This window comes from Alkalicaulis satelles (genome assembly GCF_008630495.1).
Lineage (GTDB): Bacteria > Pseudomonadota > Alphaproteobacteria > Caulobacterales > Maricaulaceae > Oceanicaulis > Oceanicaulis satelles.
In genome coordinates, this window is the sequence record NZ_VWOJ01000001.1 from 1073454 (window position 1) to 1088060 (window position 14607).

At 67.8% G+C, this 14607-nt stretch carries 12 protein-coding genes; 6 read left to right on the plus strand and 6 right to left on the minus strand.

Annotation, left to right across the window (positions count from 1 at the left end):
* The first annotated feature begins 11 nt into the window (after positions 1 to 11).
* A complete protein-coding gene (locus F1654_RS05235) occupies positions 12 to 1010 on the plus strand; it encodes a glycosyltransferase family 2 protein (RefSeq protein ID WP_150022415.1) in 999 nt (332 codons plus the stop codon).
* The gene (locus tag F1654_RS05240; RefSeq protein ID WP_150022416.1) at positions 1007 to 1399 is read left to right on the plus strand and encodes a GtrA family protein; all 393 of its coding nucleotides are present in this window, start codon (positions 1007 to 1009) and stop codon (positions 1397 to 1399) included. The genes F1654_RS05235 and F1654_RS05240 overlap by 4 nt, the downstream gene beginning before the upstream one ends.
* Here the strand turns inward: F1654_RS05240 and F1654_RS05245 are convergent.
* Together F1654_RS05245 and F1654_RS05250 are read right to left on the minus strand one after the other, a co-directional pair.
* Positions 1369 to 2070 carry a class I SAM-dependent methyltransferase gene (locus tag F1654_RS05245; RefSeq protein ID WP_199200458.1) on the minus strand — a complete coding sequence of 234 codons (702 nt, stop codon included), beginning with the start codon at positions 2068 to 2070 and terminating at the stop codon, positions 1369 to 1371. The two genes, F1654_RS05240 and F1654_RS05245, sit on opposite strands and share 31 nt — an antisense overlap.
* 10 nt (positions 2071 to 2080) lie before the next feature.
* Positions 2081 to 4003 carry a glycosyltransferase family 39 protein gene (locus F1654_RS05250; RefSeq protein ID WP_199200459.1) on the minus strand — a complete coding sequence of 641 codons (1923 nt, stop codon included), beginning with the start codon at positions 4001 to 4003 and terminating at the stop codon, positions 2081 to 2083.
* A 154-nt stretch (positions 4004 to 4157) separates the two neighbouring features.
* Here F1654_RS05250 and F1654_RS05255 point away from each other — a divergent pair, with 154 nt between their 5' ends.
* A complete protein-coding gene (locus F1654_RS05255) occupies positions 4158 to 5468 on the plus strand; it encodes an ABC1 kinase family protein (RefSeq protein ID WP_150022419.1) in 1311 nt (436 codons plus the stop codon).
* Between the two features lie 4 nt (positions 5469 to 5472).
* Here F1654_RS05255 and F1654_RS05260 read toward each other — a convergent pair whose 3' ends face one another.
* On the minus strand, positions 5473 to 6606 hold the full coding sequence (locus tag F1654_RS05260) for a BLUF domain-containing protein (RefSeq protein ID WP_199200460.1): 1134 nt from the start codon (positions 6604 to 6606) through the stop codon (positions 5473 to 5475).
* Between the two features lie 334 nt (positions 6607 to 6940).
* On the opposite strand from F1654_RS05260, the gene F1654_RS05265 reads away from it, so the two are divergent.
* Entirely contained in the window at positions 6941 to 8191 is a 1251-nt protein-coding gene (locus tag F1654_RS05265; protein ID WP_150022421.1) for a Coenzyme F420 hydrogenase/dehydrogenase, beta subunit C-terminal domain, read from the plus strand.
* Between the two features lie 36 nt (positions 8192 to 8227).
* On the opposite strand, the gene F1654_RS05270 is transcribed toward F1654_RS05265, so the two are convergent.
* The 3 genes from F1654_RS05270 to F1654_RS05280 are packed head-to-tail and all read right to left on the minus strand — an operon-like array spanning position 8228 to position 12002.
* Positions 8228 to 9559: a spinster family MFS transporter gene (locus F1654_RS05270; RefSeq protein WP_150022422.1), complete on the minus strand. Its 1332-nt coding sequence runs from the start codon at positions 9557 to 9559 to the stop codon at positions 8228 to 8230.
* The gene (locus F1654_RS05275; protein WP_150022423.1) at positions 9556 to 10770 is read right to left on the minus strand and encodes an acetyl-CoA C-acyltransferase; all 1215 of its coding nucleotides are present in this window, start codon (positions 10768 to 10770) and stop codon (positions 9556 to 9558) included. The genes F1654_RS05270 and F1654_RS05275 overlap by 4 nt, the downstream gene beginning before the upstream one ends.
* A complete protein-coding gene (locus F1654_RS05280; RefSeq protein ID WP_150022424.1) occupies positions 10767 to 12002 on the minus strand; it encodes an acetyl-CoA acetyltransferase in 1236 nt (411 codons plus the stop codon). Before F1654_RS05280 ends, F1654_RS05275 begins: the two co-directional genes overlap by 4 nt.
* Before the next feature lie 147 nt (positions 12003 to 12149).
* On the opposite strand from F1654_RS05280, the gene F1654_RS05285 reads away from it, so the two are divergent.
* Both F1654_RS05285 and F1654_RS05290 read left to right on the plus strand, forming a co-directional pair.
* A complete protein-coding gene (locus F1654_RS05285; RefSeq protein WP_233205134.1) occupies positions 12150 to 13115 on the plus strand; it encodes an NAD(P)H-dependent flavin oxidoreductase in 966 nt (321 codons plus the stop codon).
* Positions 13116 to 13127: 12 nt separating this feature from the next.
* Positions 13128 to 14576 (plus strand): carotenoid oxygenase family protein, encoded by a 1449-nt coding sequence (locus tag F1654_RS05290; RefSeq protein ID WP_233205135.1) that lies wholly within the window; start codon positions 13128 to 13130, stop codon positions 14574 to 14576.
* Positions 14577 to 14607 lie beyond the last annotated feature (31 nt).

Below are 14607 nucleotides of genomic sequence, written 5' to 3' on the forward strand. Positions count from 1 at the left end.
AAAGATCCGCCATGGCGCTTACGCCCGCCCCGCGCCCGCCCTCGCCCCTGATCTCTCTGGTCATCCCCTGCTTTAACGAGGCGGACTCCGTCGCGCCCTTCATGGACGCGGTCAGACCGGTGCTGGCCGGGCTCGATGATTGCCGGTTTGAATATGTGTTCGTGGTGGACGGCGCCACGGACGCCACGCTGGAGCAGCTTGTGGCGCTGGCCGAGGCTGACCCCGGCGTCACCATCGTCCAGCTGAGCCGCAATTTCGGCAAGGAAGCGGCCCTGACCGCCGGCCTGGATCACGCCGCGGGCGACGCCATCGTGCCTATCGATATCGATCTGCAGGACCCGCCCGAAGTGATCGCCGCCTTCATCGCCAAATGGCGCGAGGGCTATGACATGGTCTATGGCGTGCGCGCCAGCCGGGCTGCGGACAACTGGGCCAAGCGCGGCGCGGCGCGCGCCTTCTACGCGCTGTTCAACCGCTTCTCCGACGTGAAAATCCCCGCCGATGCGGGCGATTTCCGCCTGATGGACCGGCGCGTGGCCGAAGCGGTCAAGCGCCTGCCCGAGCGCAACCGCTTCATGAAGGGGCTGGTGGCCTGGGTGGGTTTCTCCTCCACGGCCGTGTTCTATGACCGCGCGCCACGGGCAGCGGGACGCACCCAGTTCAACCTGCCCAAGCTGTGGGCGTTCGCCCTGGACGGCATGGCCGGATTTTCCACCTTGCCGATCCGGATCTGGACCTATCTGGGCCTGGTCTTTGCGATGGGCGCCCTTGTCTACGCCGTCTATCTGACCGTGCGCACCCTGGCCTTCGGGGCAGACGTGCCCGGTTACGCCTCGCTGATGGTGGCGGTGCTCATCGCCGCAGCCATGCAGATGATCTCGGTGGGGGTGCTGGGCGAATATATCGGCCGGCTGTTCACCGAGGCGAAGGCCAGGCCGGTCTATCTCGTCGACCGCATTTACCGCCGCCCCGAGCCGCGCCCGGAACCCTCCGGCACGTCGCAGCCATGATCAGGACGGGCGTGTTCCAGCTCATGCGCTTCGGCGTGGTGGGCGTGGCCGCCACCCTGGTCTATGCAGGCCTGGTTGCGGTGTTCTTCGCCATGGAGATGGCGCCGTTCGCGGCCAATGCGCTGGGCTTCGCCATCGCCTTTCTGGTATCGGCGGCGGGCCATGTGATGTGGACCTTCGCTGTCAAATCAGGACGCATCGCGGCGACCGCGCGGTTTTTCGTGGTGGCGCTGGGCGGGTTCGCGGTGTCCAACGCGGTGCTGGGCGGCTGGCTTGCGGCCTCGGGACCGGGCGGGGCCGCAGCCGCGCTGGCGCTGGCCGTGATCGCGGTTCCGGCGGCGACGTTTCTGGCCTCGCGCTACTGGGCCTTCGCCGCATCTTCCTCGTAATAGAGATCCCCGCCCAGCACCGACCAGGCATGGGCCCGCCCGCCAGGACGCGCGCGCAGGAGGAAGGCTTCCGGCCACGGGAAGAAATTGAGGTGCAGGTCCAGCGCGTGGCGATAGGGCCGCTGCAGCGGGACGACAATGATCAGCTTCCCGCGCGTCACCCGGCGCAGCTCGGCAAGGCAGGCCTCGAAATCCAGCACGTGTTCGAGCACATGGGCGCAGACCACGCCGTCAAAGCTGTCATCGGCAAAGGGCAGCGCCTCGAACCGGCCCTGCACCCAGCCCACGCCATCATCCCTGCCTTCGGGCGTAACGATGTCGAGCGCCGTGACTGCGCAGCGCTCCGACAGGCGCGCAGCCAGCCAACCGCGCCCGGCGCCCACATCCAGCACGGCCCCGCCGGTCAGCGCCGCCTCGATCGCGTCAGCACAAGGGCGGTTGAGATCGGTCTCGCGGTCCATCACGCCTGCGGTTTCACGATAGGCGGCGGCGTATTCGTGCGCGCTCATGCCCGGCGCGCGGGCCTTGAAATCGAGATAGGCGCGGGTGCGCGAGCGGGCCACCGGCGCGATGAACAGGCGGGCGAACCAGCGCGCATCGCGCAAGGCGGGCGGCAGGAGATTGTCCAGCGCCCAGACCAGGCGGGCCGTGATGTCGCGGGGCAGTTTCATGAGGCTGGCATCATCGCACGAATAGGGGCCGCTCGCCGGTGATGAAGCTCTCCCCGCCGCGCGCGACCACGCGGATGGAGAGCGTGCGCCGGCCGGAAGGCACGCCATCGAGATCCAGGCGCACATCCCAGTACACTTGCGGATAGTCCGGATCAAAGTCCAGCACGGGCGGGAAGCGCCAGCCGGGCAGGTCATGGCGCTGCCAGGCGGTGACTTTCACTTCGCCATCGACCAGCACCTCCACCCGCTCCACGCCGGACGGATGGGCGGCCACGCCATAGACCGGGATCACGCCCGATACCCGCTCGGCCGGGCGCGGACGCTCCAGAATGGCGTGGGGCAGGAAGGCGCACGGCTCTGAGGTCTCCGCCGGTCCGCCCTCCCGCACGCGGGCAACAAAGAATGACGCCTCCACCCGCCCCGGGGGCAGACGGGCGGTTTCCACAAGGCGCACGTCTTCAAACATGGCGCACAGGCGCTCGCGGAACGCCACGGCGTCCAGATCACGGTAGAGATAGAAGGGCTCGCGCAGGGCCACCACAGCCGGTGAGCCGCCCTCGCGGGCGATGAGGTCAGCCTCGGACTCCCCGCGCGGGGCGTGGGCGGTCTGCACGCCGCGTGTGGCGTCATCGGGATGATCGAGCATGTAGGCCCGGGCCGTAACACCCCCCGTGACGCGCAGCTGCACGCCGGCCACCTGGTCGGCGGCGGCGAACACCGCGCCCTCCCCGGCCTGGGCAAAGGCGCGCTCTAGCGCAGGCGCAAAGCGTGACCAGTCCTCCAGATCGCCGCCCTGCAGGGTGTAAAACCGGTCCGGCTCAAGAAAGCGCTCGGGCGCCTGCCAGATCAGGAGACTGACCCCGAAACCGATAGCGCCCGCGGCCATCAGCACAGCGCCGATCACAGCCGCAACACGCGCCGTCCAGCGCCGCCATGCCTGGCCCAGAGCGTCGTGGAAACGCTGGGCGGCTTCCGGCGCCAGTACGATCAAAAGGGCATAGGTCATGAGCGGCCAGTGCAGGAGATAGCGGCTGTCAAACAGGGCCAGCGCTGCAAACGGGATAAACAGCGCACCGGCCATGCAGACCAGAAGCGCATGGCGCGCATCCCCGCCCCGCCAGCGCAGCACCGCCAGCACGGCGGCGCCGGCCAGCAAGGCGAACATCACCGGCGTCACAAGGCCGGCCTGCTCCACCGGGTAGAGCAGGCCGCGCGGCCAGAAACGCCAGTCCTGACGCTCCAGCGCCTGAAAGCGCAGCGGCCCGAAATCGGTGAGGACGTTATGGGCGATGCTGGGGATCACCCCCAGCACAGCGACCGCCCCGGCGGCCAGCGCCTTGGGATTGCGCCACTGGGCGCGCCCGGCCTGCGCGGCGAGAAGGAAGACCAGCACGCCCGCCGGGGCGAACCAGAAACGGTAATGATAGAGCAGGCCGATGGCGCATACCGCCCCGGCGGCGAGCCACCAGGCCAGCTTGTTTCCCGCCAGCGCACGGATCAGACAGCCGGCGAACACCACGGCGAGCAGCTGGAGCGGGCCTTCGGGATAGGCGTAGACGCCTGCGATCACAAAGGGCGGGACCAGAGCCGACAGCGCCGCCGCGATCAGCGCCCTGACCCGTCCCGTCAACGGCTCGGCGAGGAAAAACACGCCCAGCGGCAAAAGCGCCGACAGCGCCCAGGTCAGCAGCCGGGAGCCAAGCTTGCCGGACCCGAACAGCGCTTCAGACAAAGCCGCCAGCAAAGGCGTGCCCAGCGGCGTATCGGCATAGCCCAGCGCCGGGGATCGCCCGGCCAGGCGGAAATAGGCCTCTTCCCAGAGAAGATTGGCGTTGGCGGCGAGATACAGCGACCAGAGCGCGCCGGCCGCAACCGCCAGCCCCGCCGCCGCCCATAGCCAGGGGCTCACCCGTTCATGGTCCGGTGCGCGCAACGCCCCCTCCCCGCTTGAAGACGGGTCACCATAAACCGCCGCGCGTCCAGCGCGAGCGGCAATTGCGCCTGTCTGCGGCGGCGCGCCGCCCGTGACCTTGGCTCTGCGCGCCCTAGAACGTCTTCCATGCGTTGTGTTGGTGAGGGAGCCCGCCATGGACAAGCGTGACCGGCGCGGCGTGGCCGCACCTTCAGGGCGCCTGTCGCGCACGGCGCACATGGCCGGTCTGGGCGCGGAGCTGGCCGGCCGGTCGCTGCTGAAGGGGGCTGAAGCCCTGATCCGCGGCCAGAGCCTGAAGCCCGCCGGTCTGTTGCTGACGCCGGGCCATATGCGCCGGACCGCCGAGGAGCTGGCGCGCCTGCGCGGCGCGGCGATGAAGGCGGGCCAGCTGGTCTCCATGGATTACGGCGCGGTACTGGCGCCAGAGCTGGCCGAGCCCCTGACCCGGTTGCAGGAGAGCGCCGCGCCCATGCCGCCCCATCAGCTGCGCCGGGTGCTGGACCGGGCCTGGGGTCCGGGCTGGGCCGCCCGCTTCGAACGCTTCGAGACCCGCCCGGCGGCGGCGGCCTCCATCGGACAGGTGCACCGTGCGCGCCTGCGCGGCGGACGGGCGCTGGCGGTGAAGGTGCAGTTTCCAGGCGTGCGCGACAGCATTGATGTGGATCTCGACACGCTCTCCTTTCTGATCCGCCGCTCGGGGCTGTTGCCCAAGGGCGCCGATATCGGCCCCTTCCTGGAGGGCGTGCGCACGCGTCTGCACCGGGAGGCCGATTATCTCAGCGAGGCGCAGTATCTGGCCGCCTACGCCAAGGCGCTGGGCGATGACCGGGACTTCGTCACGCCCGGCCTGGAAACCGATTTGAGCGGGCCGGACATACTGGCCATGGACTGGCTGGACGGCGCCCCGCTCAAACACGCCGGGAGCGAAGACCAGGCTCGGCGCAACGCCATCGCCGAGCGATTGGTCAGGCTGACATTGCGGGAAATCTTCGAGTTCGGACTGATCCAGTCCGATCCCAATCCGGGCAATTTCCGCCTGTGCCCGGACGGGCGCATCGCGCTTCTGGATTTCGGCGCGGTGGAGACGGTGAGCCCCGCGCGCGCCCAAGGCCTGCGCACGCTGTTGCGGGCCGGGCTGGAGGGCGATGACGCCGCGCTGGAAACGGCGCTGGAAGACGCCGGGGCGATCAGCGCCGGTCTGGAACCGGATGTGCGGGCGCGGGCGGTCGCGCTCGCCCGCACGGGATTTGCGCCGCTGGCCTCGACAGCCGTGTTCGATTTCGCCGGGTCAGGCCTGGCCGAGCGCATGCGCGCCGAGGGCCAGGCGCTTCAGGCGGCCGGGTTCAATCACACCCCGCCGGTGGATTTCGCCTATATCCAGCGCAAGGTGGCCGGAATCTATCTGATCGCCGCGCGCCTGAAAGCCCGCATCGCCCTGAGACCGCTGGTGGCGGCGTGGCTATGAGCGCCTAATGGCGCTGGGAGGCTGTACGCGGCGCGTCGAAGGCGGTGCGCTGGCGGTTGAGTGACCCCAGAGCCGATTGCACCAGCTCGCCGATCGCAAGCGACGCATGAGCGTTGGCCTGCGCCTCGTTAAGCGCCTGCGCGCCGGCCCAGGCGGCCAGCGGGCCTGACGCCGCGCCGCCCAGATAGACCGGACGCCGGGGCGCGCGCGCCTGAACGGCCAGCGCAAAGCCATGGGCTCGGCGCGCCTCGCTGCCCGGGCCTGCGCGCGGACCGGCCACGATGACGGCGTCGAGACCCGGGCTGCAGGCCGCATCCAGCGCCGCCTCATCGGAGTCATCGAGCACCATGCGCACGGCCACGCCCTCGCTGCGCAACAGATCGGCCTTGACGATGGCGCCCAGGATTTCAGATGCGCCCGGCGGGACTGCAATAGCCACATGACGGCGCGCCTGCACAGGGTCGCGCGCACGGCCCGCCTGCTGCCACAGCCGGTTGAGGCGAAACAGGGCGATGGCGATCTGGTCCGGCGGCCAGATATCCTCCGCCCGGCCCTGGGCGAGAGCCATGCACACATGATCGGCCAGCTCGGCCCGCCGGTGAAGATCGCGCAGGGCCGCCTGCGGCAGGGCGGGCAGAGCTTCGTCTGACGCGCTGATCAGCGCGCGGGCGAAGGCGGCATGTTCAAGATGCACGCGCCCGTCCGGCGCCGCCTCACGAAGATGATCCTCCGCCACGCTGTCAAAAGCGCGCATGGCGCCGTCCGCGTCATAGGACGAGCGGGGCGAACGCGGCGCCAGACAGGGCATGGGCCGGTCACTGAGCTGCATGGGCCAGCGCGCATATCGCCGCTGCGCCATCCACCCCGAACCCAGCACGCTGACCTCATGATGGCGCGGATCGGCCTCGATGCGTTTCATGAGGGCGCACACCGTGTCTCGCGGCCCTTCAAGCCATTGCAGGAAGATATCATCTTGCGCGAAGAGCACGCCCGAGACCCGGTTGCGCCGGTTACTGGATGCGGCGTAATCGGCCAGTTCGGTCACGAACGGCGCGCCCATTCCCGAGAGCGAGCGGCTGGCGTAGGCGAGGCGGAAGACCCGGCGGGCCGCCGGATCGAGAACGGTGGTCAAGGCCATAAAAGTCCCCGTAAGCCATGAAGCGGGACAGTCTTGCCGGGGAGATCGCGCAGCCATGTGGGCCGCTCGTGTGATCGTGAAGCCCCGGAATGCGTATGCGCATGCCGGACGGCGCCGACGCCGTCCTGTCCACCATGAACGCCCGCCCATGAGTGTCAAGCAAAAGCGACAAGCAAGACTGTTGCATTGCCCTTGACGCCCGTCCCGCTTTTCGCGTCACTGGACGCGGACGGCGCTTTGCTTGAAGCGCGCGGTCCGCTCGAGATCCCGCACCCGCAAGGACGCGCCTTCCCATGCCCACTTTTGTGTCAGCCCCTGACCCGAACGGGCCTTCATGACAGCGCCGCGACCTGAATTTCCGGGCGTTGAGGCGCCAGCCCTGCGCGAAGCCGAGGCGCGCAATCTGTGCACCGATTGCGGCGTTTCGCGCCTGGAGGACCCCAAGGCATGCGGGCGGGCCTGCCAGTTCATCCAGCCCGATTATCCCGCCCTGGAAGCCAGGGTGCATGGCCGCGCGCGCGATCCTGCTCGTCCCGACGAGCTGCATTTCGGCCCCTTCCGGCGCATGGTGCGCGCGGCGCTGAAAGCCCCGCGCGAGGGCGCCCAGTGGACGGGAATCGCGACGCGTCTGGCCGAGCGGCTTCTGGAAACCGATGCGGTGGACGTGGTGCTGACCGTCGCGCCCGATCCTGACGACCGCTGGAAACCGGTTCCGGTGATGGTCACGCGCGCAGACGGCATGGCCCATGTGCGCGGCATGCGCATGGGCTATTCGCCCCTCATCGCCCTGATCGAGCCGGTGCGCGCCAAGGGTTACAAGCGGGTGGCGGTGATCGGCATTCCCTGTCAGGTCTATGCGCTGCGCGCGCTGGAGACCGAGCTTGATCTAGACGCGCTCTATGTGATCGGCACGCCGTGCTCGGACAACACCACCACAGAGCGCTTCCACCAGTTCCTGGCGCTCCTGTCGGACCAGCCCGGCGCCATCACCTATCTGGAATTTCGCGCCGACTACCAGGTGGAGCTGCGCTTCGAGGACGGGCGGCGCAAGACCATCCCCTTCCTGAAACTGCCGATTTCCAAACTGCCGCCGGACTTCTTCCCGCTGACCTGCCGGACCTGCGTGGACTACACCAATGTGCTGGCCGACATCACGGTGGGCTATATGGGCGGGGAGGGCGAGCAATGGCTCTTGGTGCGCAATGCGCGCGGCGAGGCGCTGCTGGATCTGATCGCCGATGAGGCCGCGCTGGCCGAACCCGGCTCCAAGGGCAAGCGCCAGACCGCGGTCACCGGCTTCATCGCCAATACCGAGCGTGCGGCGGGCGGGCTGCCCTTGCGCGCCATGCCGGACTGGGCGCGGCCCATAGCCGCCTGGCTGATGCCGAAAATCGGACCCCGCGGCCTGGAGTTCGCCCGGGCCCGGGTGGAGATGAAGGCGTCCGAAACCGTGCTGCACCTGCGCCGTCAGGAACCGCGGCGGATGAAAAACATGATCCCGGACCATGTCTGGCGCCTGGTCGCACCCTACGGGCTCAAGCCTGAAGCCGGCGAGCGGGGCGAACATGACCCGCCCGGTTCTTGAGCCAGCGCGCGTACTGATGGCGCAGCTTGCCGCCGGTCAATTCACCCAGTCACGGTCCAGCGTGCGCAGGGCGGTCAGGAACAATATCCCGGCCACCAGATAGAGGCTTGCACCGGTCATGATCGCATAACGCAGCGACTGCTCGCCAAACAGCGGGGCATAGAGGGTCGAGAGCTCACCCAGCACGTAAACGCCGACCCCGATGCCCAGGAGATTATTGAGCAGAAGGAAAACGGCCGATGCGACCGAGCGCATGGATGGCGGCACCAATTGCTGGAATACCGATAGCGTCGGTCCCGCCCAGGCAAGGCCGAGGCCGGTGGGGATGAGGAACAGGAAAAATGCGGCGATGGGTGACGGCGCCATGACCCCGATCAGATAAAACGGCATGGTCAGAAAGAACGCGATGGCGGGCACGCGCACATAGGCCTTCTTGCTGGCGCGCCCCAGCCGGTCACCCAGGATTCCGCCGAGGAAAATGCCCAGCCCGCCGCCGATCAGGACGATGGTGCCGAATATCCAGCCCGTGTCGACGATGCCAAGCCCGTAGGTCCGGGCAAAGAAGCTGGGCATCCAGAAAAAGACCCCATAGCCCATCATGGATGAACACGATGCGCCCAGCGCCAGCAGCCAGAAGGTGGGCTTGCGCGCCAAGAGGGCGATCGTGGCTGCGAAGCTGGGCCGGCTGACGTCGGATGTCATGCTGGCGGGCGCTTCCACAGCAGGCGCGGCCGGCGCCTTGATATCGAGACCGCCGCGCCTGGGTTCCCGCACGGCCAGACGGAAGAGCGGGGCCAGCACGACGCCCGCAACGCCCACGAAGATAAAGGCCGAGCGCCAGTCATAGTCCGCGCCCAGCGCCCCGCCCGCGATCAGCGCGCCGGCATAGACCCCGCAGGCGCTGCCCACCGGAATGCCCAGCGAATAGATCGCCAGCGCCCCCGCCCGGCTGCCTGGCGGAAAATAGTCCGCGATCAGTGAATAGGACGGCGCCACGCCGCCGGCCTCGCCCACGCCGACGCCCACCCGGGCGGCGAAGAGCTGCCAGAAATTCTGCGCCAGGCCGCACAGGGCGGTGAACCCGCTCCAGGCGGTCAGCGAGACGGTGATGATCCAGGTCCGGCTGGTGCGGTCGGCCAGCCAGGCGATGGGCACGCCCAGTACGGAATACAGCGCCGCAAAGGCGATGCCGCCCAGGAGCCCCATTTGCCGGTCATCCAGCCCCAGCTCAGCCTGGATGGGAATGGCCAGGATGGCGATGATCTGGCGGTCAAGAAAATTGAACGCATAGACCAGAAACAGCATCGCCAGCACGAAACCGCGATACCCGGCGCCCGGAGCGGCGGACGCTTTGTCTGACACGCTCATGAGCGTTCCACAATCATGGCTGAACCCGTGCCTGAACCGCCATGGGCGACAGCGAGCCCCAGCGCGCCGCCGCAACGTTCCAGTTCATGAACCAGCGTGGTCAGTAGAATTGCGCCGGTCGCCCCCATCGGATGGCCCATGGCCAGATGGCCGCCATTGACGTTCACCTTCGACGGGTCTGCGCCCCGGTCGCGGCGGAACTTGGCGGGCACGGCGGCGAACGCCTCCATGAATTCGATGCGGTCAAAATCATCCAGCGACAGCCCGGTCATGGACAAAAGGGCGTCCATGGCCGCAAAGCCGGCTGTGAGCTGATCGACCGGATCGCCGGACGCATCGATCCGGGCCAGGATCCGGGCTTTGGGTTTCAGCCCCGCCGCATCACCCGCCGCCCGTGACCCGATCAGGGTCAGCGCAGCGCCGTCGGCCATGGGCGGGCAGTGGGCGACCGAATGCAGATGGGAGACCGCCTCCAGCCCCGGATTGGCTTTCAGCATCATCGCGTCATAGCCCGCTGCGCCCATCTTCGCGAAGGCAGGGGGCAGGGCGTCGAGCGCGGCCTGGTCCATGCCTTCACGGATGCACTCGTCGCGCGCCAGCACGATCGCGCCATCAGGGCCGCGGACAGGCGCCACCGCCGCATCGTGGCGGCCTTGCGCCCAGGCCTGCGCGGCGCGCTCGTGGGAGGCGATCACCTCGGCGTCCAGCTCGGCGCGGCTTAGCCCTTCCTTGGTGGCCATCAGATCGGCCGACAGCGCCACGGGCGCGTAACGCAGGGCACGGGACAGATCGGGATCGGTGTAATAGCTGGCCTTGTCCCCCATGAAGGGGACCTGGCTGAGCATCTCCACCCCGCCCGCCAGCATCAGGGCTGGTTCTCCGGCGCTGGCCAGGGCTGCGGCCTGTCCTGTGGCGGTCAGCCCCGCCACACAGAAATTGTTCAGCGTCCAGGCGGCAGTCTCGTGAGGCAGGCCCGCATGCAGGCGGCTGACCAAAGCGATATTGCCGCCCTGGCTGCCGATCTGGCCGACGCTGCCCAGAATCAGGGCTGAAGCGGACTCCACCGCGTCCGGCGAAGTGCGGTCCTTGAGCGCCGCCACGAGCTGGGAGACCAGCTCGTGCGGGCCGATATGCGCCAGCGCGCCGCCTTCGCGGCCCTTGCCCCGGGGCGTGCGGACTGCGTCATAGAGGTATGCGTCAGACAGTTTCATGCGCCGATCACCAGTGAGACATTGGCGGTGGCCGAACCGCCCACATTGTAAGTGGCCACATTGCGTGCGCCTTCGACCTGGCAGTCACCTGCACGGCCCTGAACCTGACGGGCGGCGTCCAGCGCCATGCGAACGCCCGTGGCGCCAACCGGATGGCCGAGCCCGATCAACCCGCCAGACGGATTGACCGGCGAGCGCCCGCCCAGGGCGATGCGCCCGTCCTCCACCGCCTCGCCCGCCCGGCCCGGCGCGGTGATGCCGAAATGCTCGATGGCGGCCAGCTCGGTCACCGAGAAGCAGTCATGAGTCTCGAAAGCGTCGATGTCCCCGGCGCCGCTCAGCCCGGCGCGCGCGTAAGCGTCTGTCATCGCCTTGCGCATCCAGGGAAACATCCAGCCATCATTGCGCCCCCGGGAATCGGCCAGCTTCTTTTCCAGCAGCAATGGCGCGGTGGTGTGGCCCCAGCCCTTGATGCGCGGGATATCTTCCAGCCGGCGGCCGGTGCGTGCGGCGTGGGCGCGCGCCGCCTCGGCGCCGGCCAGCACGATCATCGCCGCGCCATCGGTGACCTGCCCGCAATCTGATTTGCGCATGCGGCCTTCGATGACCGGATTGGCCTCGTCATCCTCACTGAAACTCGCCTCGCTGAAGGACCATTTGCGGGTCTGTGCAGCGGGATTGCGCCGGGCGTTGTCGAAATTGATCCGGCTGATTTCCGCCAGGTGGGCGCGGTCGAGGCCGAAGCGGGCGTCGTATTCCTCGGCGATATCGGAGAACATGGCTGGCCACAGATAGGTTGCACCCTGCGCTTCCCGTCCCGCCCAGGCCGCCGCGCCCAGATATTCCGCCGCAGTCTGGCCGGGCACATTGCGCATCATTTCCACGCCCAGCACCGCCGCCACGCCGTAACGGCCCGCCTCGATATCGGCCATGGCGGCCAGAATCGCCATCGAACCCGAGGCGCACGCGGCCTCATGACGCATGGTGGGCAGGCCTTCCAGATCAGGATGGATATGCCCGGCGAACCCGCCCAGCAGGCCCTGTCCGCAGAACAGCTCGCCCGCGAAATTGCCGATATGCACGGTCTCGACATGTGCCGGGTCCAGGCCCGCATCGGCCAGTCCGGCCAGCGCCGCCTCAGCCATCATATCCTGAAGACCCAGCCCCTCACGGGCCCAGTTGCGGGCGAAGTCGGTCTGCGCGCCGCCCAGAATGAACACCTCAGCGGCCATGGCCCGCTCCTTCGCTCGATCTGGAAGCGAGGCTAAAGCTAACAGGTATGATTATGCAAGTAGCCACCTGAAGGGCCTTGCCAGCCGCCGCCGGATCGCCCACAATCGAGTTGGTATGGTTATGAAAGCTAACTTCGGAGCCGCCGCTTGACCTCCACCACAGCCGATGCGCTGAAGGCCCGCATGCGCCTGCCCGCAGTTGTCGCACCCATGTTCCTGGTATCGGGACCTGCGCTGGTGGATGCTGCGCGCCGGGCCGGGCTGATGGCAAGCTTTCCTTTTCCCAATGCGCGCACCATCGAGGTGCTGGAGGACTGGCTGGCCGGCGCGTGTGCGCCTGACGGTCCACGCGCGCCCTTTGCGGCGAACATGGTCACCCATTCATCCTATGGCCGGTTCGACGCCGAGCTTGATCTGGTCGGCCGTTACAAACCCGAGATCGTCATCACAGCGCTGGGCGGGCCGCGCCGGGTGGTGGATGCGGTCCATGAGTATGGCGGTCTGGTCTTCGCAGATGTCAATTCGGTGGGTTTCGCCAGGAAGGCCGTCGAGCAGGGCGCAGACGGGCTTGTGCTCGTCTCGGCAGGCGCGGGCGGACATACCGGCCCGATGGCCGGCTTCGCCTTCGTGTCCGCGGTGCGCCGCTTTTTCGACGGCCCGGTCATGCTGGGCGGCGGCATAGGCGACGGACGCGCAATCCGCGCCGCTGAGGTGCTGGGCGCGGACTTTGCCTATATGGGCACGCGCTTCATCGCTGCTGAAGAGAGTCTGGCGTCCGATGAATACCGCTCCATGCTCATAGCCGCCGAGTTCGAGGACCTTGTCCTGTCCAACAAGCTGACCGGGGCGGACGCCTATTACCTCAAGGCCAGCCTGGCCCGCATGGGCATCGGGGCGGACGGCCGCCGCGAGGACGGTCCCGATTTCGCCGACAGCGAAGGCCAGGTGAAAGCCTGGCGCGATGTCTGGTCCGCCGGGCATGGCGTGGGCGCGGTCACCGCCACGCAAAGCGCCGCCCTTATCGCCGACGCGCTGGCCAGCGAGTACGCCGCCGCCTGCGCCATCCCCGTTCACACAGCTGAAAACCCTGCGCGTCCGGCGCGGGCAGTCTGAAGGAGGCCTGCCATGACCATGATCGTCACCGATTTCGAGCGCGAAGAGCTCAGCACCCCGGTCAACAAGCTCAACCCGTATCTGAAGGGCATTTATGCGCCCGTGCGCAAGGAAGTCACCGCGCTGGAGCTGGAGGTTGAGGGTGAGATTCCCCGCGATCTTCACGGGGCTTATGTGCGCAATGGCCCGAACCCGCTGAACGCGCCTGAGGGCATGCATCACTGGTTCGACGGCGATGGCATGCTGCACGGGATTTATTTCGAGAACGGCAAGGCGGAATACCGCAACCGCTATGTCCGCTCGGCCGATCACGAGGCGGAGAAAGCCGGCATGCTTGATGCGGGCGGCATCCTCATGCCCGCCGACAAATCACGCCACCCCACCACCTACAAGGACACCGCCAATACCGATGTGGTCCTGCACAACGGCTCGCTGATGGCGCTGTGGTATATTTCCGGACAGCCGGTGCGCGTGGACGCGCGCACGCTCGAGACCGTGCGCACCGAGACCTTCTCGGGCAAGCTGCCCAAGAATGTTTCCGCCCACTCCAAGGTGGACCCCGGGACCGGGGAGTTCGTGTTCTTTGACTATGACCTCTACAACCCGGTCATGAGCGCCGGGGTGGTGTCCAAGGACAATGAATTGTCCTGGTTCCGCGAGATCGAGCTGCCCGGGCCGCGCCTGCCCCACGACATGGCGATCACCGAGAATTACATGGTGCTGATGGATCTGCCGGTGGTGTTCACCGAGTCCGGCATACGCAACGGCATGTGGCAGATTCACCAGCCCAAGGGCCAGGCCACCCGCTTTGGCGTGCTGCGCAAGGACGGGACCGGCGATGTGCGCTGGTTCGAGGCTGATCCGTGCTACATCTATCACGGGGTGAATGCGTGGGAGGAAGGCGACGAGATCGTCTTCTACGCCTGCAAGATGATCCCCAACGGCCTCACCCCCGATCCCGCTTACGGCCCTTACGCGCCGATGGTTGGCGTGCTGGCCCTGCAGGCGGTGCTGTATGAGTGGCGCTTCAATCTGAAGACCGGCCAGACCAAGGAGCGCCCCGTTGATGACCGGGTGACCGAGTTCCCGGTCATCAATCTCGACAAGACAGGCCGCGACAGCCGGTATTCCTATCACGTCTCCATTCCCAATACCCAGACCCAGGTCTTTGACGGGCTGGTGAAATATGATCTCAAGACCGGACGCGGCGAGGCCCATGAATTCGGCCCCGGCCGGTTCGGATCCGAGCCGGCCTATGCGGCCAGGACCGGGGCCAAGCACGAGGATGACGGCTATGTCATCTCCTTTGTGTTCAACGCCGAGACCGGCGCGTCGGAAGCGCTGATCCTGGATGCGCAGGACTTCTCCTCCAAGCCGCTGGCGCGGGTGAAGCTGCCCCAGCGCGTGCCTGCAGGCTTCCACGGCACCTGGGCGCCGGGTGACCAGATCCGCGCGGCCTGACAGGGGTTCATGACAGTGAAGGGCGGGGCTC

Coding starts and splice junctions, on each gene's coding strand:
- F1654_RS05235 (WP_150022415.1), top strand. CDS start 12: ATGGCGCTTACGCCCGCCCCGCGCCCGCCCTCGCCCCTGATCTCTCTG.
- F1654_RS05240 (WP_150022416.1), top strand. CDS start 1,007: ATGATCAGGACGGGCGTGTTCCAGCTCATGCGCTTCGGCGTGGTGGGC.
- F1654_RS05245 (WP_199200458.1), bottom strand. CDS start 2,070: ATGAAACTGCCCCGCGACATCACGGCCCGCCTGGTCTGGGCGCTGGAC.
- F1654_RS05255 (WP_150022419.1), top strand. CDS start 4,158: ATGGACAAGCGTGACCGGCGCGGCGTGGCCGCACCTTCAGGGCGCCTG.
- F1654_RS05260 (WP_199200460.1), bottom strand. CDS start 6,606: ATGGCCTTGACCACCGTTCTCGATCCGGCGGCCCGCCGGGTCTTCCGC.
- F1654_RS05265 (WP_150022421.1), top strand. CDS start 6,941: ATGACAGCGCCGCGACCTGAATTTCCGGGCGTTGAGGCGCCAGCCCTG.
- F1654_RS05270 (WP_150022422.1), bottom strand. CDS start 9,559: ATGAGCGTGTCAGACAAAGCGTCCGCCGCTCCGGGCGCCGGGTATCGC.
- F1654_RS05275 (WP_150022423.1), bottom strand. CDS start 10,770: ATGAAACTGTCTGACGCATACCTCTATGACGCAGTCCGCACGCCCCGG.
- F1654_RS05280 (WP_150022424.1), bottom strand. CDS start 12,002: ATGGCCGCTGAGGTGTTCATTCTGGGCGGCGCGCAGACCGACTTCGCC.
- F1654_RS05290 (WP_233205135.1), top strand. CDS start 13,128: ATGACCATGATCGTCACCGATTTCGAGCGCGAAGAGCTCAGCACCCCG.